Raw genomic sequence first — 20,872 nt, forward strand, 5'->3', positions numbered from 1 at the left:
AGCCGAGCGCCGGAACGGATGAGGCGCGTGCACGTCCTCGTCGTCACGACCGTCCACACGCCGCTGGACGCCCGTGTCCACCACCGACAGATCCGGTCGTTGGTGGCCGCGGGCGTCGAGGTGACCTACGCCGCGCCGTTCCGTGCCACCGGCACCGACCCGGGACAGGTCCTCGCCGGGGTGCGGACCATCGACCTGCCGCACGCGGTCGGTCGCCGACGGCTGGGCGCGCTGCTGGCGGCCCGCCGCCTGCTGGCCAGCGTCGCCCGTTCCGGCGGCGTCGACCTCGTGCTGCTGCACGATCCCGAGCTCGCCGCGGCGGTCGTGGGCCGCCTGGGCGGACTGCCCCCGGTCGTGCTCGACGTGCACGAGGACCTCGTGGGCAGTCTGCCGGACCGGCCGTGGGTGCCAGCGGCACTGCGACCGCCGGCGACGGTGCTCGCCCGAGCGCTGGAGCGGTGGGCCGAGGGCGCGCTGCACCTGCTGCTCGCCGAGGACGCCTACCAGCGACGGTTCCTGCGTCCCCATCCGGTCGTGCCCAACCTGCCGTGGGCCCCCAGCGGTGCGCTGCCGGCCGCCGGGAGCGCCGAGCGGGTCGTGTACGTCGGACGCGTGTCACGGTTCCGTGGCGCCTTCGAGCTCGTCGGCCTGGGGGAGCGCCTGCACGCCGCGGACGGCCCGCACCTCGAGGTGGTCGGTCCGGCCGACGCCGAGGTCCGGCCCGTCCTCGTCGAGGCCGAGGCGCGGGGCGTGCTGACCTGGCGGGGGTACCTGCCCAACGACCGCGCGCTCGCCCGGGTGCACGGCGCCGTGGCCGGACTCAGCCTGCTCCACGACGTGCCCAACTACCGCGTCTCGATGCCCACGAAGGTGGTCGAGTACCTCAGCCTCGGCGTCCCCGTGGTCACGACCCCGCTGCCCGCCGCGACCGCGCTGGTCGAGGCCGCCGGCGGCGGCGTCGTGGTGCCCTTCGCCGACGCCGACGCGGCCGCCGACGCGGTGCTGGCCCTGGCCGCCGACCGCGAGCGGTGTGCGTCGCTGGGCGCGGCGGGACGGGCCTTCGTCGTCGCCCACCACAGCTGGGACGCGGCGGCGCCCCGGTTCGTCGCCCAGCTCACGGACTGGGCCCGGGACGGAGCCGCCGCGTGAGCGCCTCCGACGGTGTCCTCGACCCCCTGCCCGCCGGCGCAGGCGTGTCGGTGGTCGTGCCCGCCCTGCACGCGCAGGCCGCCGTCGGACGCGCGGTGCGCTCGGCCCTCGCGCAGGACCTCGTCGACGAGGTGGTGGTCGCCGCCGGTGACCCCGACACCGCACGCGCCGTGACGGTGGCGGCCGACGGTGACCCGCGCGTCCGGGTGGTCGACAACCCCTCGGGCCGCACACCCGACGCGCTCAACGCGGCCATCGACGCCAGCAACGGTGAGGTGGTCGTCCGCCTCGACGCCCACGCCGTGCTGCCTCCCGGCTACGTCGCCCGCGCGGTCGAGACCCTGCGGCGCACCGGCGCCGCGAACGTCGGCGGGAAGCAGGTCCCGGTGGCCGAGCGGGGGTTCGCGCGTGCCGTGGCCGTCGCCATGGCCTCGCCGGCCGGCGCCGGTGGTGCCACCTACCGCGTCGGCGGCGCGGAAGGTCCGGTCGACACGGTCTACCTCGGCGTGTTCCGGCGATCGGCGCTCACCGCCGTCGGCGGTTACGACCCCCGCTTCACGCGCAACCAGGACGCCGAGCTCAACGTCCGGCTCGCCGCGGCCGGCTACACGGTCTGGTTCGACCCGCGGCTGGCCGTCGACTACACCCCACGCGACTCCGTCCGCGGTCTCGCCGCGCAGTACCTGCAGTACGGCCGCTGGCGACGGTTGACCGCCCGTACGCACCGGAACTCGCTCGGGCCGCGCCAGCTCGCCGCGCCGTTGCTGGTCGTCGGGCTGGGGACCGCCTTCGTGCTGTCCGCGCTGAGCGCGTTCTGGCCGCTGTTCGGACTGGCGGTCGCGACCTACGTCGCGGCACTGGTCGTCGCGGCCGCACCGGCCGTGCCGGCCCTGCGTCTGCTGCCCGAGGTCGTCGTCGCACTCGGGACGATGCACGTGTCGTGGGGGATAGGCTTCCTGCTGGGGCCACCACGGATGTCGCATGTCGATCGCTGACGGAGCGGGGGACCCCGATCGCTGAGCCCGGCGGTCCCTCCGCCCCCGACGAGCCGCACCCCGACGCCACCTCCGACGCCGGGTCGTCCGTCCGTGCCGCGCACCGCGCCGAGCCGGCGCCCGACGACACCCGACCGGTCGCCCCGCGTGGTGAGCCCGCGCGGGCGGAGGTGCACGACGACCCGCGGCTGCTCGCCCGGCTCAACGCCCGCGGGTTCCGCCTGTCGATGCTCCTCGACGCCGTGGCCCTCTACGCCCTGATGGTGGGGGCCATGCTCGTGCGCTTCACCTTCGAGGGGCGCCCGTGGCAGACGTACTCGGTGCCCCACTACCTGCTGTCGTTCGGCGTGCTCCTGGCCGTGTTCCTGGCCTGTCTCTACTTCGGCGGGCTCTACGAACGCGAGCCCCGCCTCGGGGCTCCGCCGACCCTGCCACGCGCGGTGCGTCAGACGCTGGCCGCCGCAGGACTGTTCGTCCTGCTCAACCTGGTCGTGACCGGTTTCGCCCAGCAGCTCGGACTCGTCAGCCGCGCCCGTGTCGTGCTGCCCATCCCCACCCCGAACCTGCTCTTCCTGCTGGTGGCCGGGGCGGTGGCCGTGGCGGCCAACCGCTGGATCGTCTCGCTCGTGCGCACCCGCCGTGAGGGGCCGCCGAAGATCCTGCTCGCGGGCACGGAGGCCGACCTCGAGATCGCCCGCCGGCACGTCACCATCGACCCCCGGCGCAGTCAGATCGTGGTCGAGGTGTCCGACCCGGCCCGGATCCTGCCCGCCGTGCGACACCGCGACGTGACCGACGTGGTGGTGGTCACCAGCCGTTGGCTCGACGAGCTGTACCCGCGTGCGGTGCAGCAGCTCGACGACGCCGGCGTGACGATGCTGCTGCGCGTCACCGGGCGCGAGACGATGTTCGGACTCGAGCGGTTGCGCGAGGTCGGCGGGCTGCCCTTCGTGCTGCTGCGACCGCAGACGATGCCGCGCTCGCGACGCCACTTCAAACGCCTGTTCGACCTCACCACCCTCGCGATCAGTGCCCCGGCACTGCTGCTGCTCACCGGCATCATCGCGCTGTACCAGCTGGCCGTCGCCGGCCGGCCGCTGCTGTACTGGCAGGAGCGGGTCGGGGCCGGTGGACGTCGCTTCCGGATGGTGAAGTTCCGGACCATGCGCACCGATGCCGAGGCCGAGGGCGGCGCCCGTCTCGCCGTCGAGGACGACCCACGCGTCATCCCGGCGTGCGCCTGGGTACGGGCGACCCGGATGGACGAACTGCCGCAGCTGTGGAACGTGCTGCGCGGCGAGATGTCGTTGGTCGGCCCCCGCCCGGAGCGCCCGGAGCTCACGGCCCGGTTCGAGTCCGTCATCCCCGGCTACGCCCGTCGCCATGCGCTGCCACCGGGACTGACCGGACTGGCGCAGATCCACGGCCGGTACCACACCGATCCCGAGTACAAGCTCGGCTACGACCTGCAGTACCTCGTCAACTGGTCCCCCGTGGCCGACATCGAGATCCTGCTGCGCACCGTCTGGGTCGTCCTCGCGCGACGGCTCTGACCGTGGTCGCCGCCGGTTGCTCGTCGCGGGTGTCGGCGAGCGGACGTCGGCGTGGGGGAACGCTCACCGACGGCGGGCGGACGCACCTCGTCCGGGCGTCAGCCGGGCAGGCCGGCGCGGCGGAGTACCTGCAGCACCTCGTCACCGGTCAGCCCCGCCTCCTGCAGGGCCACCGTCAGGCGGCCGGCCAGCAGCGGGTTGCCGCACCGCGGACAGAAGTTGCCCTGACCGAGGGCCTCGGGCAACGGGAAGCCACAGCGGTGGCACGCGGCGACGTCGAGGCGCTCCTGCACCCCGGCGTCCCGCAGCGCGTCGACGTAGCCCCGCGCGTACTCCCACTGCACGTAGCGGTCGGGCTCGGGCGCGTAGGCCGGCTCGTGCACCGGCGTCTCGCCGGTGTCGAGGAGCAGCTGCAGGTTCTCCCGCAGCATGTCCCACGGGTAGTAGTGCTCCTCCGCGCAGTCGTGGCACCACACCGCCACGCCGCGGTAGCCCTCCGGACGGAACGTGGCCTCGAAGTCGGCCAGGTCGTGCAGGTCCTGGCGGATCATCGCCGTCTCGTGCTCGTCGAGGGGCTCGTCGGAGAAACCGTCCGCGTCGTCGTCGAGGCCTTCGTCCTCGAAGCCCTCGTCGTCGAAGCGCTCGTCGTCGAAGTCGTCGTCCGCCACCGAGAGCCTTTCGGGTCCGACCGTCTCGGGCATGGCCACCCAGCGTACGCCGGCCCCGACCCCGGCGGGCGCGCTCGCCCACACCCGCACGACACCGGGCGACGCGGCGGCCAGTAGGCTCCGGGCTCGTCCACGACCCGGGGTCCATCAGCCGTGCACACGACCACGATCGGCGGCAACCGTCAGGCGTCCGTCGGCTACGAGCTCGACGACATCTCGCTCGTCCCGAGTCGACGTACCCGCGACGTCGAACTCGTCGACGTCAGCTGGTCGCTGGACGCCTACCGCTTCGCCCTGCCGGTCCTCGGTGCACCGCTCGACGCGGTCGTCTCGCCCGGCACCGCCCGGCAGCTCGGGGAGCTCGGCGGTCTCGGCGTGCTCGCCCTCGAAGGGCTCTGGACCCGCTACGAGGACCCCGAGGAGGTGCTCGCCGAGATCGCGTCGCTGCGGCCCGGCCCGGAGGCGACCGTGCGCCTCCAGCAGCTCTACCACGAGCCCGTCCGCGAGGAGCTCATCGGTCGTCGCATCGAACAGCTCAAGGCGGGCGGTCAGCTCGCCGCCGGCAGCCTGACCCCGCAGAAGGTGGAGCGCTACCACCACGCCGCGCTCGAAGCCGGTCTGGACCTGCTGCTGGTCAACGGCGTCACCGTCACCGCCCAGCACGTCGGCAAGCCCGGGACCGAGCCGCTGGACCTCAAGTCGTTCACCGCGCGCTACGACATCCCCGTCGTGGCCGGTGGCGTCGCCTCCGCCAAGTCGGCCCTGCACCTGATGCGTACCGGTGCCGTCGGCGTGCTGGTCGGCACCGGCTCGTCGGCCTCGACCACCGCCGACGCGCTCGGGGTGCACGTGCCGCTGGCCACCGCCATCGCGGAGGTCGCCGCCGCCCGGACCCGGTACCTGGAGGAGTCCGGCCGCTACGTGCACGTGATCGCCGCCGGTGGGATCCGCACCGGCGGGGACCTGGCCAAGGCGATCGCCTGCGGCGCCGATGCGGTCATGCTCGGTCGCGCGCTCGCCGCCGCCGACGAAGCCCCCGGACGCGGGGCCTACTGGGGCCTGGCGGCCGCACACAACACCCTGCCCCGCAGCCGCTTCGACCTCGTCGAGCCGGTCGGTCCGATGCAGGCCGTGCTCGAGGGACCGGCGCACCGGGCCGACGGCACCCTGAACCTCGTCGGCGGCCTGCGCCGCGCGATGGGCGTCACCGGCTACCGGTCGCTGTCCCGCCTCCGCGAGGCCGAGCTCGCCGTCCGCGCCGGGCGGCGCTGACCGCTCCACCACCCGCCAGGTGGCCACGATGCCCGGTGACGCGGTGGAACCCGTCGGCAGCGGTCCGCCGCCCGACCGCCAGCCGGGCGCGGCCACGGCGTGGCGGGACCCGGCCGTGGTCGCCTACGCGGTAGCGCTCGGCGTCGCGATCGTCCAGTGCACGGCCGCGCTCGCCGGCGTGGCGCCCTTCGCCGGCCACGCCGATCGACTCGCGCGCGCCGGCGTGCCCTACCTCGCCGCGTTCGGGCTCCTGCTCGCCCTGCGGCGCGGCGGCCGACGGGCCGACGTGTCGGGACCGCCGCTGGATCCGTGGCTGATCGCCCTGGCCGTCGCCGGCGGAGTGCTCGCCGGCTGGCTGCTGGTGCGCTTCGGTCTCGCCCTGCCGGCGGCGGTGGGTGCCGAGCACGGCTTCTACCGGCTCAAGGGACGGATCACGAGCCCGCTCGGGGACCACAACACCGCCGCCGGACTGCTGCTGGTGCCGCTGGTGGCGAGCGCGGTGCTGGGCGCCACCCGACACCCCCGGTGGTGGCTGCTCGGCGCCCTGGTCGCACTCGGGACCGCGGCGACGCTGTCCCGCGGGGTCGCGGTCGTGCTCGCCGGCATGGTCGTCCTCGCGGCGTTCACGGCCAGTCGTCGACGGGTGACGCTCGGGCTCGCCGGCGCGCTGGCGATCGTCGTGCTCGGTCTCGTCGCCACGAGCCTGACGCTGGACACCTCGGTCCCGGCCGGCACCGCCCCACCCGGACCAGCGACCCAGGCCGGTGCCGGCCCACTGGGCGCGTCGGTGCTGGGGCGCATCGACCTCGCCGTTCGTGGGGTCGAGACCGGGCTCGACCACCCGCTGCTCGGCATCGGCCTGGGGCGCTTCGCGTCCGCAGCCGGCGACCTGCCGCGCCCCAACGACCACGCCCACCAGGCCGTCGCGCACGCCCTGGCCGAGGGCGGCGTGCCACTGGCGGTGGCCACGGTGGTCGCGGCGCTCACGCTCGCGGTCCGCGGGCTCCGTGCTCCCCGCTCCGGGCGGCGGGACCTGGTGCTGCTCGCCGGCGCGGGCCTGCTGGTCCACGCCCAGATCGAGATTCTGTCCGGCCGGCTCGGTCACGAGGTCCTGCTGGCGGTGCTGCTCGGCCTCGGAGCGCCGGCGACGAACCGTCCCGCGAGGGCCGGTCGCGAGCCGGGAGCCGGCTCCACCGGCGGATAGCCTGCGCGCCATCCCGGCCGCAGGTCGCGGAGTCGGTCCTCCGTCTCGACCGTTCCCCGCCCCGGCCGTCCGCCAGGAGCTGCCGTGACCACTTCGGACCGCAACACCGTCGTCGTCGTCGACTTCGGGGCCCAGTACGCCCAGCTGATCGCCCGCCGTGTGCGCGAAGCACGCGTGTACTCCGAACTGGTCCCGCACACCACACCGGTCGAGGAGATCCTGGCCCGGGAGCCAGCGGCGATCCTGCTCTCCGGCGGCCCGTCGTCGGTGTACGCCGAAGGTGCCCCCGCCGTCGACCCCGCCCTGTTCGAGGCCGGCGTGCCGGCCTTCGGCATCTGTTACGGCTTCCAGGCCATGGCCTCCGCGCTCGGTGGGCGGGTCGAACGGACCGGTCAGGCCGAGTTCGGTGGGACCCCGCTCGAGGTGGTCGCGGCCGACTCGACGCTGTTCCACGGGCTGCCGCGCGAGCAGTCGGTGTGGATGTCGCACGGGGACGCGGTCACCGGTGCCCCGCCAGGGTTCGACGTCGTGGCCCGGACCGCCGACACGCCCGTCGCGGCGTTCGAGGACACCCGACGTCGTCTCGCCGGGGTGCAGTTCCACCCCGAGGTGCTGCACTCCGAGCACGGGCAGGCCGTCCTCGAGCACTTCCTCTACGAGATCGCCGGGTGCCAGCCGACCTGGACCATGGGCAACGTCATCGACGAGCAGGTGGCCAGCATCCGGGCGCAGGTCGGGGACGCCCGTGTCGTGTGCGGCCTGTCCGGCGGCGTCGACTCCGCCGTCGCGGCCGCCCTCGTCCAGCAGGCGGTGGGTGACCAGCTCACCTGCGTGTTCGTCGACCACGGGCTGCTGCGCAAGGGGGAGGCCGAGCAGGTCGAGCGCGACTTCGTCGCCGCCACCGGCGTCTCGCTCAAGGTGGTCGAGGTCGCCGATCGCTTCCTCGACGCGCTCGCCGACGTCACCGACCCCGAGGACAAGCGCAAGGTGATCGGGCGCGAGTTCATCCGGGTGTTCGAGCAGGCCGCGCGCGAGGTCGTCGCCGACGCCGGCGAACACGGCGAGGAGGTCCGCTTCCTGGTGCAGGGCACGCTCTACCCGGACGTGGTCGAGTCCGGCGGCGGTGCCGGCACGGCCAACATCAAGAGCCACCACAACGTCGGCGGCCTGCCCGACGACCTGCAGTTCGACCTCGTCGAGCCGTTGCGCTCCCTGTTCAAGGACGAGGTCCGGCGCGTCGGGCTCCAACTCGGTCTGCCCGAGTCGATCGTGTGGCGACAGCCGTTCCCCGGCCCCGGCCTGGCGATCCGGATCGTCGGCGAGGTGACCGCCGACCGGCTCGAGCTGCTGCGGCACGCCGACGCCATCGCCCGCCAGGAGCTGACCGCCGCCGGTCTCGACCGCGACATCTGGCAGTGCCCGGTCGTGCTGCTCGCCGGCGTCAACTCCGTCGGCGTCCAGGGCGACGGACGCACCTACGGTCACCCGGTGGTGCTGCGACCGGTCGCCAGCGAGGACGCCATGACCGCCGACTGGGCCCGGGTACCCGACGACGTGCTCGCCCGCATCTCCACCCGCATCACCAACGAGGTGCGGGAGGTCAACCGGGTCGTGCTCGACATCACCTCCAAGCCGCCCGGCACCATCGAGTGGGAGTGACCCGAGGTCCGACGGTGTCGTCGGTCAGGGCAGGGCGCGGGTGACGAAGGTGGCGGCCTGGGCGCGGTTCACGGGCTGGTCGGGGCGGAAGGTGTTGTCGTCGTAGCCGGTGGTGATACCGGCCTGGGCGACGGCGCCGATCGCGAGCCGGTGACGGGTGCCCCGGACGTCGGTGAAGGTCGGCTCCGCGTCTGGCAGGCCCAGCGCCCGCTGCAGCATCGTGGCAAGTTGGGCGCGGGTGACGGGTTGGTCCGGGCAGAACCGGTCCGGGCCGCAGCCGGACGTGATGCCGGCGGCGTACAGCGCACCGATGTTGGCACCGTGCGTCGCGCCGGCGTCGCGGAACGGATGCGGCGCCGCCGGCAGGTCGAGCGACCGGGCCAGGATCGTGGCCAGCTGCCCACGCGTCACCGGCGCCTCGGGGCAGAAGTGCGTGGAGGTGCAGCCCTGCACGACGCTCCGCCGGACGAGGTTCTCGATCGCGGGGCCGTGCGCGTGACCGCTGCCGACGTCGGCGAACCGCGGACGGCTCAACCCGCCGTTGACCTCGGCGTGGGCGAGCATCGACCGGTGGATCGAGAGGATCTTGCTCGCGTAGAGCGGGTCGGTGGCCCAGTTGCCGCTGCCCATCTGCTCCCAGGTGCTGGCCCTGCCCTTGGGGGTGACGAGATGGAAGCGGGGACTCTCCAGCGGGTGGGCGAGACGGGCGATCGTCACGGTCGGGTCCGCGTAGGCCCGCAGGTGCTGGATCTGCGCCCGGACCCCGATCCGGGCGTCGCGGAACTGCGCGACGGTGCAGGTGCCCCCGTCGCAGGCGCCGATGCCGGAGAAGTTGTTGTAGGTGGCGTGGACCTGGCCGTGCGAGGGCCAACGGAACCAGCCGGTCTCGAGCACCGACTGGGCGAACGCGAGGTCGCCGGCGACCCCTTCGGCGCGGCCCTCCTCGACGAAGTACTGCGCGAGGAGCTCGGGGGACACCGTCGCCCGGTAGCCGGCCGGTGCACTGGCCTGGAACCAGGCGGCGATACCCGCGGCACTGACCCGATCGGGTTGCAGGACCGGGGTGTGCGTCGAGGCCTGCGCCGTGGCCGGGGCGACCAGCGCGCCGACGGCGACGGCGAGCGCGAGCAGGGCGGCCAACGCGGCGGCGGAGCGCCGGCGCGAGCCGGTGGGAGCGGGGGCGGACGACATGGGGAACGACACGGGCGGCCTGACACTGGGGAGCGGGGATGGGGCGTGCTGTCGGGTAACCGAGGTCTCGTCGTCGGCGTCGGTCGCGGCCCCGGGGATCGGCCGCATCGCGCGGCCGACACCCGGCATGGTCGGCCGGCCCTGCGGTAGGTTGACCGCGCGTGCGCGCAGCGCCGCCGTATGGGCACCCGAGGCAGGCTGCGCCCTCACAACTACGGGAAGACACGGACATGGAGTGGCTGATCGTCCTGGCCGTCGTGGTGGTGCTGGTCGTCGCCGTGGTCGCCATGTACAACCGGTTGGTGCGCGCCCGGGTGCGGGTCGACGAGGCCTGGGCCCAGATCGACACGCAGCTGCAGCGGCGACACGACCTGATCCCCAACCTGGTGGAGACGGTCAAGGGCTACGCCGCTCACGAGCGGGAGACCTTCGAGGAGGTCACCGCCGCGCGGTCCCGCGCGCTGCAGGTCGCGCAGCCGGGTGAGCTCGCCGAGGCGGAGAACGAGCTGACGCAGGCGCTGGGCCGCCTGCTGGCCATCAGCGAGAACTACCCCCAGTTGCGTGCCGACGCGAACTTCCGGCAGCTGCAGGAGGAGCTCGCGCACACCGAGAACCTGGTCGCCGGCGCGCGCGGTCACTACAACGCCAGCGTGCGGACCTACGACGAGACCCGGCAGGTGTTCCCGACCTCGCTGATCGCCGGCATGTTCAACTTCGAGGGACGCGAGTACTTCGAGGTCGAGACCGTCGAGGTCCGCGCGGTGCCCGACGTCTCGTTCGAGTAGTGGCCGACGGCGGAGGCCCTGACCGGGACGGCGCACGACGACCCGAGCCCGCCGTCTACGACGAGCTGCAGCGTGCCAACCGGCGGGCGACCCGGTTGCTGCTCGGCGCAACCGTGTTCCTCGCCCTGGTGCTGGTCTGGATCCTGGTCGGCTGGTTCGCGCCGCAGGCGGCCCTGGACCCGGTGACGGCTGTGCCCATCACCGCCGGCGGCGCCCTGCTCGGGGTCGGCGGGACCTACCTCGCCTACCGCGGGGGGCCGGCCATCGCCCTGCGGGCCGCGAAGGCGCGGCCCGCGCCGCGCGAGCAGTACCCGCAACTGCACAACGTGTTCGACGAGGTGTGCGTGTCGGCGGGGATCGCGAACACGCGACCCAAGCTGTACGTGGTCGACGACCCGGCCCCCAACGCGTTCGCGACCGGTCTGCGCCTCGAGGACAGCCACGTCGCGGTCACCACCGGCCTGGTCGAGCGCCTGCCCCGCTACGAGTTGCGGGCCGTGTTGGCCCACGAGGTCGCGCACATCGTCAACGACGACATCCGCGCGGTCACGGTCGCGGTCGCCACCGCCGGTCTGGTCGCCCTGCTGGCCGACGTGCTGGTCCGGGCGATGTGGTTCGGTGGCCGCGGCGGGCGTGGCGGCAACCGCGGCGGCAACAGTGCCGGCGCCGCCCAGGTGGTCTTCCTGGTCCTCGGGCTGCTCGCCGTCGTGCTCGCGCCGATCGCGGCCCAACTGATCCGCTTCGCCGTCTCGCGGCAGCGCGAGTACCTCGCCGACGCCACCGCGGCGGACCTGCTGCGTGACCCGCAGTCGATGGTCAACGCGCTGCGGCGTCTCGACGCGGACCGGACCGAGATCCGGCAGTTCGAGGTCGCGACCGCCCACCTGTGGTTCGAGGAGCCCAACGACACCAAGGGCAAGGACCGTGGCGCGAAGATGGCGCGGCGCTTCGCCACGCACCCGTCGATCGGCGAGCGCATCGAGCGGCTCGCCCGGCTCAACGCCGGCACGGTGCGCCTCGACGACCCGCTGCCGCCACCGCCGCAGTCGCCGGGTCCGTCCGCGCCACCACCGTCGTCGGGCCCACGGGGCGGCTCCGACGCCCTCGACCCCCTGCGCTTCCCGGGCACCGGTGGCCGGCATCCCGGCTCCCCGGGGGCCTCGGGACCGCCGCCACCCCCACGCTCGTGACCCCGTCGCAGGTGGGGGACCCGCCCTCGCCCGGCGCCACGTCGCACAGCGGGTGTCGCTGACGGCGGCGCCGTGCGTCGCGAGCGGCGCCGACGCAGGTCAGGATCGGGGCACGCGCAGGGCGGCCAACGAGCGGCTGAGTCCGGCGAACGTGCGCGGGTCCCACCCGGTCAGCTCGGCCCAGCGGTCGAGCCGGTAGGCGACGGTGTTGGCATGCAGGGACAGCAAGCGGCCGGCCTGGCTCACGCTGAAGCCGGCGTCGGCGAACGCCCGCACGGCCTCGGCCAGGTGCGGGTGCCGCTGAGCGGCCCCGGCACCGTCGGCCAGCAGCGGCTCCAGGCGCTCGCGGGCGCCGGTCAGCGTCGCCCACAGCCAGGCGTCCTCGAACCGGCCGGTGCTCGACGCCGCCGTGACGGCGAGGGTCAGCTCGGCGTCCGTGAGCGAGGCGCGGGCGCCCCGCAGCCCGCGGCGCGTGGCGCCCAGCGCGACGGCTGCGGACGGGTAGGTGGAGCGGGCAGCGGCCGCGACCGCCGACTGCTCCGCGTCCTGCGACAGGCAGACGAGCTGGGTGCCGCGGGCGACCACCGCATGGCGGCCGGCACCGTCGTCCAGCGCGTGCTGCAGGTCGACGACGTCGAGGTCGACGTCGTCCACCCGGAGCACCGACACCAGGAACCCGCCGGCGGGGTCGAAGCCGAGGGAGGCGGCCAACCGCGGCACCTCGTCGCTGTCGAGATCCCCGCCGACGAGCAGTTCGACCAGGCGTTGTCGGGCACCGACCGTGCGGGCCTCCAGCGAGCGGACCGTGGACGCGTGCGACTCGGCGAGCGCGTCGGTGACCTCGTGGACCCACTGCCACACCAGGGTCGCGGCGGTGAGCAGCTGCGTCGCCGTCTCCGGCTGGTCGGCAGGCACGGCGTCGACCAGCGCCAGCCACAGTTCGCGATAGCCGATGTGGTACGCCTTGATGACCGCGTCGACGGGCATGCCCTGGAGCGCCCGGCGCGACCCGAGCTCGCCGCGCACGGCCAGCTCGTCGTCACGCGGGGCCCGGTGTTCCGCCAGGCCGGCCAGGGTGTTCTGGATGTTGCGCAGCACGGAGTGGCGCAGGTCGCTGGTGGGGACCAGCCCACGGCGGTAGGTCGGGATCTCGGCCTGGATGTCGTCGGTGACCCGGTCGGCGAGCGTGTCGAGCCGGCGCTCGACGCTGGCCGCCAGTTGGGCGATGCCCTCCCAGCCGTCGGGAATCGCGCGCCGTGACGACGCCGCGGCCGGCGGCACGCGCAGGTCGGCCGGCAGCAGGTCCCCGGTCGGCAACGCGGCGTCCTCGTCCGTCCGCGAGCGCGGCGCCTCCGCGTCGGTCCCCGTCGGCGGTCGGCCGGTCTGCTGGCTCATCGTGTGCTCCCGCCCGACACGCCTCGTGAATAGCACGAGGTCTCCCAACCCGTGGTCGGTGATCCTACGAGTTGCCCCGTTGGTGCGTCCATCCCGGATTCGCCCGAACGCGCGAAGTCGTTGACACCCGAGTCGCCGCCCGGTACCAATCCGCACCGGGAGTGTTTCGTGGGAACCACGAAACGACGGGCCGGATCCGTACGGAACCGGGCCGTGGCTGGGAGGCCGCGGTGCTCGTCGTCGAGTGGTCGCACACGCTGGGAGAGCTCGTGCTGACCGTGCAGAATCTCGAGGTGGTCTACGAGGACGTCATCCTCGTGCTCAAGGGCGTGAGCATCGATGTCCCGAAGGGATCGATCGTGGCGCTGCTCGGGGCCAACGGCGCCGGCAAGACCACGGTGCTGCGGGCGATCACGGGGCTGCTCGACATCCACCGGGGCGAGGTGACCAAGGGCTCCATCACCTTCGACGGTGAGGCGATCCACCGGCTCGACGCGCCGAGCACGGTGGCCGCCGGCATCGGGCAGGTCATGGAGGGCCGCCGCGCGTTCGCCGAGTTCACGGTCGAGGAGAACCTGCGCATCGGCGCCCACACGGCCGACCGCGGCTCGGTGAACGCGGGCCTGGACCGGGTCTTCACCCTGTTCCCGCGGCTCGCGGAGCGTCGCCGGCAGATGGCCGGCTACCTCTCGGGCGGCGAGCAGCAGATGCTGGTCATCGGTCGTGCGCTCATGGCGGACCCGAAGCTGCTGCTGCTCGACGAACCGTCCCTGGGGCTCGCACCGTTGATCGTGCAGCAGATCCGTGACCTCATCGTGGACATCAACCGTCAGGGAACGTCGGTCCTGCTCGTCGAGCAGAACGCCAACATGGCCCTGTCGATCGCCAGTCACGGCTACATCATGGAGACCGGCAAGGTCGTGATGGACAAGCCGGCGGCCGTGCTGCGCGAGGACGAGGACGTACGCGAGTTCTATCTCGGCCGCCACGGCGGCGAGGAGGCGACCTCCTTCCGGGACGTCAAGCACTACAAGCGACGGAAGCGCTGGTTGTCCTGACGGCGACGTCCACAGCCAGGCCCAGCGACGGGAGAGCGACGCGTGGCACAGATCCGACCGCTGTCGGAGGCCCTCACGGGGACCTCGGTGGACGTTCCCGCGGGGCAACCGGTCCTCCAGGTGGACGACCTCGTCCTGCGCTTCGGTGGCACGACGGCCGTCGGGGGGGTCAGCTTCGACGTGCAGCGCGGCGAGTTGTTCGCGGTCATCGGCCCCAACGGGGCGGGCAAGACGTCGATCTTCAACTGTCTCTCCGGCGTCTACCGGCCGCAGGAGGGGCGGGTGCGCTTCCTCGGTGAGGACCTGCTCGGGCTCAAGCCCGACGTCGTCGCCGACCGCGGTGTCGCCCGGATGTTCCAGAACATCGAGCTCTTCGACAACCTCACGGTGCTCGACAACCTCATGCTCGGCCGCCACCAGCACGTCGGGTACGGGATGCTGGCCGGCATGCTGTGGGTGGGGCGGGCCAAGCGCGCCGAGCTCGACAACCGGCGCATCGTCGAGGACATCATCGACTTCCTCGAGATCGAGGCGTTCCGCAAGCTGCCGGTGGGGATGTTGCCCTACGGCGTCAAGAAGCGGGTCGAACTCGGACGCGCGCTGGCGATGGAACCGAAGCTGCTGCTGCTCGACGAGCCGGTCGCCGGCATGAACGTCGAGGAGACCGAGGACATGGCGCGGTTCATCCTCGACATCCGCACCGAGCTCGAACTGGCCATGATCATGGTCGAGCACGACATGGGCCTGGTCATGGACCTCGCCGACCGCATCCTGGTCGTCGACTTCGGCAAGCCGATCGCACTCGGCACCCCCGACGTGGTGTCCAACGATCCCGAGGTGATCCGGGCCTACCTCGGCGAGGGCGACGACGGTCCCGACCTGCAGACGGAGGCGGCCACCGCAGCCGCCGTGACGACCGAGGAGGCCGGACGATGAGCGCGACCCTGGAACAGACCGCGTCCCGGGCCAGCGGCCCCCGCGGGATCCGGACCGTCCCGGCCCGCGTCCGTGAGCATGCCGAACGCGACCCGCAGCGGGTCTGCATGCGCGAGAAGCGCTACGGCATCTGGCAGGACATCACCTGGGCCGACTACTGGGAGCACGTCAGCGTCGTCGCCCACGCCCTGTGCGCCCTGGGCGTGCGGGCGGGTGACCGCGTGGCCGTCCACTCCGAGAACCGGCCCGAATGGCTCTACGGCGACGTCGGTGCGGTCGCGATCCGGGCCATCACGATGGGGCTGTACCCGACCAATCCCGCCACGGAGGTCGCCTACCTGCTGCGCGACTCGGGCAGTCGGGTGCTGATCGCCGAGGACCAGGAGCAGGTCGACAAGGCACTCGAGGTCGAGGCGCAGTGTCCCGACCTCGAACACATCGTCTACCTCGAGCCCCGCGGCGTGCGCGAGTACGACCATCCCAAGCTGCTGGCGTGGGACGACTTCTTCGAGCAGGGGCGTGCCCACCGCGAACAGCATCCGGACCTGCTCGAGCGCTGCGCCACCGAGGCCACCGAGGACGACGTCGTCACCCTGATCTACACCTCCGGGACGACCGGACCACCCAAGGGCGCGATGCTGACGGTGGCCAACGTCGAGTTCGCCATCGAGACGCTGGTGTCCGGTGGCGGGTTCTACAACCCGCCGGCGAGCCCGGATGACGTCATCCTCAGCTACCTGCCGTTGTGCCACGTCGCCGAGCGGGCCGCCACCGAGTGGGTCAACGCCGAGGCCGGGGTCACGGTCCACTTCGCCGAGTCGATCGAGACGGTGACCGCGAACCTCAAGGAGGTGCAGCCGACGCTGTTCTTCGCGGTCCCCCGGATCTGGGAGAAGCTGCACGCCGGCATCCACATCAAGATGAACGCCGCCTCACCGCTCAAGCGGGCCGTGTTCGGGTTCTGGATGCGCATCGCCAACCAGATCGGTGACGAACTGGTGCGCAACGACGGCCGCCACACCCCCCGGACCCGGCTGCTGTACGCGCTCGGCTACCCGTTCGTGTTCCGTGCCCTGCGCGATCGACTCGGACTGCGCAAGGTGCGTTCCGCGGGGTCGGGCGCCGCGCCGATCGCGCCGGAGGTGCTGAAGTTCTTCTTCGGCATCGGCGTGATCATCTACGAGATCTACGGCATGACCGAGAACGCCGCGGTCGGCACGGTCAACCGGCCCGGACGCGTCAAGCTCGGCACCGTCGGCGAGCCGCAGCCCGGCATCGAACTGCGCATCGACGAGCAGACGGGCGAGATCCTCACCCGGCACCCGGGCGTGTTCGCCGGCTACTGGAACCTGCCGGACAAGACCGCCGAGACGATCGACGAGGACGGGTGGCTGCACACCGGCGACGTCGGGGAGTGGGTCGACGGCAGCCACGTCAAGATCGTCGACCGGATCAAGGACATCATCATCACCGCGGGTGGCAAGAACATCTCGCCCTCGGAAATCGAGAACTCGCTCAAGACCTCGCCGTTCGTCAAGGAGGCGGTGGTCATCGGCGACAAGCGGCCGTACCTGACCGCGCTGATCGGCATCGAGCTCGACACGGTCGGTGACTGGGCGCAGCGCCGGAAGCTGCCCTACACCACCTATCGGGACCTGTCGGAGAAGCGCGAGGTCCTCGAGCTGGTGCAGCGGGTCGTCGCGGAGACCAACGACAAGTTCGCGCGGGTGGAGAACATCCGCAAGTTCCGCGTGATCCCCAAGGAACTCGACCACGAGGACGGCGAGCTCACGGCGACGCAGAAGGTCAAGCGCGCCTCGCTGCACGAGATGTTCGGCTACCTCGTCGACGACATGTACGCCAACCGCACCGAGCATGCCGGCGGCGACCTCGTCGACGTGCACACGCCGGCGGGTGACGAGCAGACCGAGGGTGCCGGCGCCGGCGCCGGACGCGGACAGGGGGTGGTCGCGTAGTGGAGGACCTGCTGACGATCCTCGTACGGGGTGTCGCCCAGGGCAGCGTGTACGCGCTGCTGGCGGCCGGTTTCGTGGTGATCTACCGCGCGACCGACGTGGTGAACTTCGCGCAACCGGCGCTGATGGTGCTCGGTGCCTATTTCACCGCCCTGTTCGTACGCACCTACGAGATCCCGTTCCCGCTCGCGATCCTCGGCTCGATCCTGGTCGTCGGCATGATCGGGGCCGCCTGTGAGCGCATCGCGCTGCGGCCCATGGTCGGCGAGCCGCCGTTCAGCGCCGCGATGGTCACCGTCGGTGTCTTCCTGGTGCTCACGATCGTGGCCAACCGACTCATCGGCTCCAACGTGCTCACCGTCGGTGACCCGTGGGGGCTGGACACGGCCGTGCTGGCCGGCGGGGTGCGCATGCGGGTCGCCGACGGCTGGCGCATCGCCCTGACCGCCGGGGCGTTCGCCGGGGTCGGACTGTTCCTCGCCCGCTCGCGGGTGGGGCTGGCGATGCGCGCCACCTCGCTGGACCAGGAGGTGGCCCTGGCGCAGGGCGTGAACGTCGGCCGCATGTTCGGACTGTCGTGGGCGATGGCCGGTGGCCTGGCCGGGTTGGCCGGGATGATGGTGGGCAGCGGTGGGCAGGGCGTGGACAACACCACGGCGTTCGTCGCGCTCAAGGCCCTGCCGGTGATCATCCTCGGCGGCCTGGACTCGCTCAAGGGGGCCTACATCGGCGGGCTGGTCATCGGCGTGGCGGAGGCCTTCACGCGGGCGAACTCGGCGGCGCTGACCGGCTACGTGGGTGCCAACGTCGACGTGGTCGTGCCCTACGTGATCATGATCCTGGTGCTGATGGTGCGGCCCTACGGCCTGTTCGGCACCCCGGAGGTCCAGCGCGTATGAGCAGCGACCACCGCGGACACCGGCGCGGCACGCGTGGCGGGGGCACGGCCGCCGTCGCGGTCGGACAGGAGCGGGCATGACCGAGCGTCGCACGTCACCGATCGGCAACCGGCGGGCCGTGACCCTGCGGGGGCGACCCGAGCTCTACACCGACTACGCGACCGACCAGGCGATGCTCAACACGCCGGCCAAGCGGGCCTGGACGGCGTTGCTGGTCGTCGGCCTGCTCGCGGCTCCGTTCTTCCTCGGCCGGGACCTGACCAGCCTGCTCACCACCGTGTTCATCTTCGGCATCGGGGCGATCGGGCTCAACCTCGTCACCGGCTACGCCGGCCAGGTGTCGCTCGGGCACGCGTTCTTCGTCGGACTCGGGGCCTACACCGCGGCGTTCGTCGGCAACGAACCGACCGGATCGTTGCGGGGCCTGGGCCTCGAGCTGTGGGTCTGGCTGCCGCTGGCCGGGCTCGTGCCGGCCGTCGTCGGCTTCCTGGTCGCGCCGATCGCGGCCCGGGTGCGCGGGCTCTACCTCGCGATCCTGACCCTCGGCCTGGTGTTCATCGGCGACCACGTCTTCAAGGAGGCCCGCACCTTCACCGGTGGGCCCGGCGTGGGACGTCGCGCCGCCGCCCCGATCGTCGGGGGGCTGGACCTCAGCCGGCGACAGGAGTTCTTCGGCGTCACCTTCGAGGGCGCCGACCTGTTCTACCTGCTGTGCTTCGTGCTGCTGTTGGTCGCGGCGGTGCTGGCCCGCAACCTGGCCCGCTCGAAGGCCGGGCGCGCCTTCGCCGCCGTCCGTGACCGCGACATCGCGGCCGAGGTCATGGGCGTGCCGCTGACGCGGACCAAGGTGCTCGCGTTCACCATCTCCTCGTTCTACGCCGGTGTCTGCGGCGGTCTGCTCGCGATCACCTACGGCGTGATCGAACCCGCCAGCTTCGACCTGCTGCTCTCGGTCGACTTCCTCGCGATGATCCTGATCGGCGGCGTGGCGACCATCAGCGGCTCGCTGGCCGGAGCGGCGTTCGTGGTGCTCCTGCCACGCCTGGTGCAGACCTACGCCCACTACGTCCCGGGCATCAGCCGCGGATCGACCGGAGACGGGCTGCTGACCGTGTTCCAGTTCGAGGGGCTGCTGTTCGGCGCGCTGATCGTGGCCTTCATCGTCCTCGAGCCGCGGGGGCTGTACGGCCTGTGGCTGCGGGTCCGCAACTACTGGAAGGCCTGGCCCTTCTCGTACTGAGACGCGATCTCGCGCCGGCGACGCGGAGAACCCGGCCCGGTCGGGCGCGCCGACGTCTACGCTCGATGATCTACGACCCATGTAGTACTCCTCCCGCCGCCGTACCGGTGGACGGAAGGGGAGGCAGGCGTCGCACGGCCCGGCCGGGAACCGGGTCGGCACGACGGCAGTTCTCGTCCGCCCCGCTCGGGTCGGACGTCGGGAGACCCTTCAGACGACAGAGAGGACGAAGGGATGCGGGAGACAAGGCGACTGCGGCGCACGGTGGCCGCACTGGGTGTGGTCGCGCTGGTGGCGACGGCATGTGGCGGAGGGGACGAGGGCGCCGCTCCGGCCGGCGAGGACGACGCGCCGGCGGCCGGTGAGGGCGACGACGCCGCCGGTGGGGAGATCCAGACCGACATCGGCGTCACCGACGAGCCCTGTCCGGAGGAGGTCAACCCGGACAACGGCTGCATCTACCTCGGCACGCTCTCGGACCTGACCGTCGGCCCGTTCGCGGCGCTGGGCGTGCAGATCGTCGAGGGCCAGGAGGCGTTCTGGCAGCGCGTCAACGAGCAGGGCGGCATCGGCGGCTACGACGTCAACGTCACCGAGTACACCCGCGACAACGAGTACAACCCCCAGACCCAGTCCCAGCTCTACCGCGAGATCGAGCCCGACGTGCTCGCGCTCGCGCAGACGCTGGGCACGCCGCCGACCGAGGCGATCCTGCCCGACATGGACGAGGACAACGTGGTCGGCGTCCCGGCGTCCTGGTGGTCGGGCTGGGACCACGAGTCCGCCGACTACGGCCTGATCCTCAACTCCGGGTACTCGTACTGCATCGAGTCCCAGATCGCGCTCGACTGGTCCGACGAGAACGAGGGCGAGATCACGAGCGTGATGGCGGTCGGGTACCCCGGCGACTACGGCGGTGACGCGGCGGCCGGTGCCGAGGCCTGGGCCGAGGCCAACGACGTCGAGTACCTCGGCTTCGTCGAGACCGCCCCCAACGCGGTGGTCGGCTCGCAGGACGCCGCCATCGGCCAGGTCGTGGGCAGTGGCGCGGACCGCGTCATCGTCGCGGTCGGTCCGGCGGAGACCGCCGAGCTCGTCGGTGGGGCGATGGCCAACGGCTTCGAAGGGCGCTTCATCGGCTCCGTGCCGACCTGGAACCCGGCACTGATGGACTCCCCGGCCGCGCCCGCGCTCGAGGCGGTCTTCACGCACGTCGGTCCGTGGGAGCCCTTCACCGGGGACTCCGAGGCGCACCAGGCCATGCAGGAGCACCTGGGCGAGGGCAACCTGCCGACCAACGACGGCTGGACCTTCGGTTGGGTCTGGTCCTACCCCATGAAGTCGCTGCTCGAGCAGGCGGCGGCCAACGGCGACCTGACCCGCGAAGGGGTGCGCAACGCCATCGACGGGTTGACCATCGACTACGAGGGTGCGCTGCCCGAGCGCACGCTGACCGGTGACGCCAACGAGTCGGCCGTGCGCACGGCCGTCTTCGGCCAGCCCGACGCCGACGAGCCGCTGCGCCTGCGCACGATCGCGACCGGCGTGACGGGTCCGACGGCGGACGAGTACGACTACAGCTCCCCCTGCTCGGGCACCTAGGCCCGACGGGACGAGCGTGGCTGGGGCGGTCCGACGGACCGCCCCAGCCGTGTGTCAGCGTCTCGATGCCGACGATCCGGCCCGCTGCCGGGGCCTGCCG

The 20,872-nt window shown here is 72.7% G+C and carries 17 protein-coding genes; 14 read left to right on the forward strand and 3 right to left on the reverse strand.

Translation table 11 applies throughout. From position 1 onward, the window contains the following. Window positions 1–27: 27 nt before the first annotated feature. The 3 genes from ELR47_RS03555 (at window position 28) to ELR47_RS03565 (ending at window position 3,697) form a co-directional block, all read left to right on the forward strand. Window positions 28–1,149: a glycosyltransferase gene (locus ELR47_RS03555; RefSeq protein ID WP_130648637.1), complete on the forward strand. Its 1,122-nt coding sequence runs from the start codon at window positions 28–30 to the stop codon at window positions 1,147–1,149. Continuing rightward, window positions 1,146–2,144: a glycosyltransferase family 2 protein gene (locus ELR47_RS03560; RefSeq protein ID WP_205745420.1), complete on the forward strand. Its 999-nt coding sequence runs from the start codon at window positions 1,146–1,148 to the stop codon at window positions 2,142–2,144. Before ELR47_RS03555 ends, ELR47_RS03560 begins: the two co-directional genes overlap by 4 nt. A 170-nt stretch (window positions 2,145–2,314) precedes the next feature. Beyond that, window positions 2,315–3,697, forward strand: a complete 1,383-nt coding sequence (locus ELR47_RS03565) for an exopolysaccharide biosynthesis polyprenyl glycosylphosphotransferase (RefSeq protein WP_130648638.1) — start codon at window positions 2,315–2,317, stop codon at window positions 3,695–3,697. A 98-nt stretch (window positions 3,698–3,795) separates the two neighbouring features. Here the strand turns inward: ELR47_RS03565 and ELR47_RS18125 are convergent, their stop codons facing one another. Beyond that, window positions 3,796–4,398 (reverse strand): DUF5319 family protein, encoded by a 603-nt coding sequence (locus tag ELR47_RS18125; RefSeq protein ID WP_165403820.1) that lies wholly within the window; start codon window positions 4,396–4,398, stop codon window positions 3,796–3,798. Between the two features lie 120 nt (window positions 4,399–4,518). Here ELR47_RS18125 and ELR47_RS03575 point away from each other — a divergent pair, with 120 nt between their 5' ends. From ELR47_RS03575 to guaA, 3 genes are all read left to right on the forward strand, one after another. Further along, window positions 4,519–5,637, forward strand: coding sequence for a GuaB3 family IMP dehydrogenase-related protein (locus tag ELR47_RS03575; RefSeq protein ID WP_205745421.1), 1,119 nt, complete (start codon window positions 4,519–4,521; stop codon window positions 5,635–5,637). 28 nt (window positions 5,638–5,665) lie between these two features. Continuing rightward, window positions 5,666–6,841 (forward strand): O-antigen ligase family protein, encoded by a 1,176-nt coding sequence (locus ELR47_RS03580; protein ID WP_130648639.1) that lies wholly within the window; start codon window positions 5,666–5,668, stop codon window positions 6,839–6,841. Window positions 6,842–6,925: 84 nt separating this feature from the next. Further along, entirely contained in the window at window positions 6,926–8,500 is a 1,575-nt protein-coding gene (guaA, locus tag ELR47_RS03585; RefSeq protein WP_130648640.1) for a glutamine-hydrolyzing GMP synthase, read from the forward strand. A 24-nt stretch (window positions 8,501–8,524) separates the two neighbouring features. On the opposite strand, the gene ELR47_RS03590 is transcribed toward guaA, so the two are convergent. Then, window positions 8,525–9,691 (reverse strand): S-layer homology domain-containing protein, encoded by a 1,167-nt coding sequence (locus ELR47_RS03590; protein ID WP_165403821.1) that lies wholly within the window; start codon window positions 9,689–9,691, stop codon window positions 8,525–8,527. A 230-nt stretch (window positions 9,692–9,921) separates the two neighbouring features. Here ELR47_RS03590 and ELR47_RS03595 point away from each other — a divergent pair, with 230 nt between their 5' ends. After that, window positions 9,922–10,476, forward strand: a complete 555-nt coding sequence (locus ELR47_RS03595) for a LemA family protein (protein WP_130648642.1) — start codon at window positions 9,922–9,924, stop codon at window positions 10,474–10,476. After that, on the forward strand, window positions 10,476–11,666 hold the full coding sequence (locus tag ELR47_RS03600) for a M48 family metallopeptidase (RefSeq protein ID WP_130648643.1): 1,191 nt from the start codon (window positions 10,476–10,478) through the stop codon (window positions 11,664–11,666). The genes ELR47_RS03595 and ELR47_RS03600 overlap by 1 nt, the downstream gene beginning before the upstream one ends. A 99-nt stretch (window positions 11,667–11,765) precedes the next feature. Here ELR47_RS03600 and ELR47_RS03605 read toward each other — a convergent pair whose 3' ends face one another. Continuing rightward, window positions 11,766–13,061: a PucR family transcriptional regulator gene (locus ELR47_RS03605; RefSeq protein WP_130648644.1), complete on the reverse strand. Its 1,296-nt coding sequence runs from the start codon at window positions 13,059–13,061 to the stop codon at window positions 11,766–11,768. 269 nt (window positions 13,062–13,330) lie between these two features. On the opposite strand from ELR47_RS03605, the gene ELR47_RS03610 reads away from it, so the two are divergent. From ELR47_RS03610 to ELR47_RS03635, 6 genes are all read left to right on the forward strand, one after another. Beyond that, window positions 13,331–14,119 carry an ABC transporter ATP-binding protein gene (locus tag ELR47_RS03610; protein ID WP_130651202.1) on the forward strand — a complete coding sequence of 263 codons (789 nt, stop codon included), beginning with the start codon at window positions 13,331–13,333 and terminating at the stop codon, window positions 14,117–14,119. 51 nt (window positions 14,120–14,170) lie between these two features. Beyond that, a complete protein-coding gene (locus tag ELR47_RS03615; protein WP_130651203.1) occupies window positions 14,171–15,055 on the forward strand; it encodes an ABC transporter ATP-binding protein in 885 nt (294 codons plus the stop codon). Continuing rightward, the gene (locus ELR47_RS03620; protein WP_130648645.1) at window positions 15,052–17,031 is read left to right on the forward strand and encodes an AMP-dependent synthetase/ligase; all 1,980 of its coding nucleotides are present in this window, start codon (window positions 15,052–15,054) and stop codon (window positions 17,029–17,031) included. The genes ELR47_RS03615 and ELR47_RS03620 overlap by 4 nt, the downstream gene beginning before the upstream one ends. Next, complete coding sequence (locus ELR47_RS03625; RefSeq protein ID WP_130648646.1) at window positions 17,031–17,930, forward strand: branched-chain amino acid ABC transporter permease; 900 nt, start codon at window positions 17,031–17,033, stop codon at window positions 17,928–17,930. Before ELR47_RS03620 ends, ELR47_RS03625 begins: the two co-directional genes overlap by 1 nt. Window positions 17,931–18,006: 76 nt before the next feature. Beyond that, a complete protein-coding gene (locus ELR47_RS03630; RefSeq protein WP_130648647.1) occupies window positions 18,007–19,170 on the forward strand; it encodes a branched-chain amino acid ABC transporter permease in 1,164 nt (387 codons plus the stop codon). 234 nt (window positions 19,171–19,404) lie between these two features. Beyond that, complete coding sequence (locus ELR47_RS03635; RefSeq protein ID WP_130648648.1) at window positions 19,405–20,772, forward strand: ABC transporter substrate-binding protein; 1,368 nt, start codon at window positions 19,405–19,407, stop codon at window positions 20,770–20,772. Window positions 20,773–20,872: the final 100 nt, after the last annotated feature.

It is taken from the genome of Egicoccus halophilus, assembly GCF_004300825.1.
Taxonomy (GTDB): Bacteria; Actinomycetota; Nitriliruptoria; order Nitriliruptorales; family Nitriliruptoraceae; genus Egicoccus; species Egicoccus halophilus.

Excerpts from the sequence above, each read along its gene's own strand:
- ELR47_RS18125 (WP_165403820.1), bottom strand. The coding sequence starts at position 4,398 with ATGCCCGAGACGGTCGGACCCGAAAGGCTCTCGGTGGCGGACGACGAC.
- ELR47_RS03580 (WP_130648639.1), top strand. The coding sequence starts at position 5,666 with ATGCCCGGTGACGCGGTGGAACCCGTCGGCAGCGGTCCGCCGCCCGAC.
- ELR47_RS03590 (WP_165403821.1), bottom strand. The coding sequence starts at position 9,691 with ATGTCGTCCGCCCCCGCTCCCACCGGCTCGCGCCGGCGCTCCGCCGCC.
- ELR47_RS03595 (WP_130648642.1), top strand. The coding sequence starts at position 9,922 with ATGGAGTGGCTGATCGTCCTGGCCGTCGTGGTGGTGCTGGTCGTCGCC.
- ELR47_RS03605 (WP_130648644.1), bottom strand. The coding sequence starts at position 13,061 with ATGAGCCAGCAGACCGGCCGACCGCCGACGGGGACCGACGCGGAGGCG.
- ELR47_RS03620 (WP_130648645.1), top strand. The coding sequence starts at position 15,052 with ATGAGCGCGACCCTGGAACAGACCGCGTCCCGGGCCAGCGGCCCCCGC.
- ELR47_RS03630 (WP_130648647.1), top strand. The coding sequence starts at position 18,007 with ATGACCGAGCGTCGCACGTCACCGATCGGCAACCGGCGGGCCGTGACC.
- ELR47_RS03635 (WP_130648648.1), top strand. The coding sequence starts at position 19,405 with ATGCGGGAGACAAGGCGACTGCGGCGCACGGTGGCCGCACTGGGTGTG.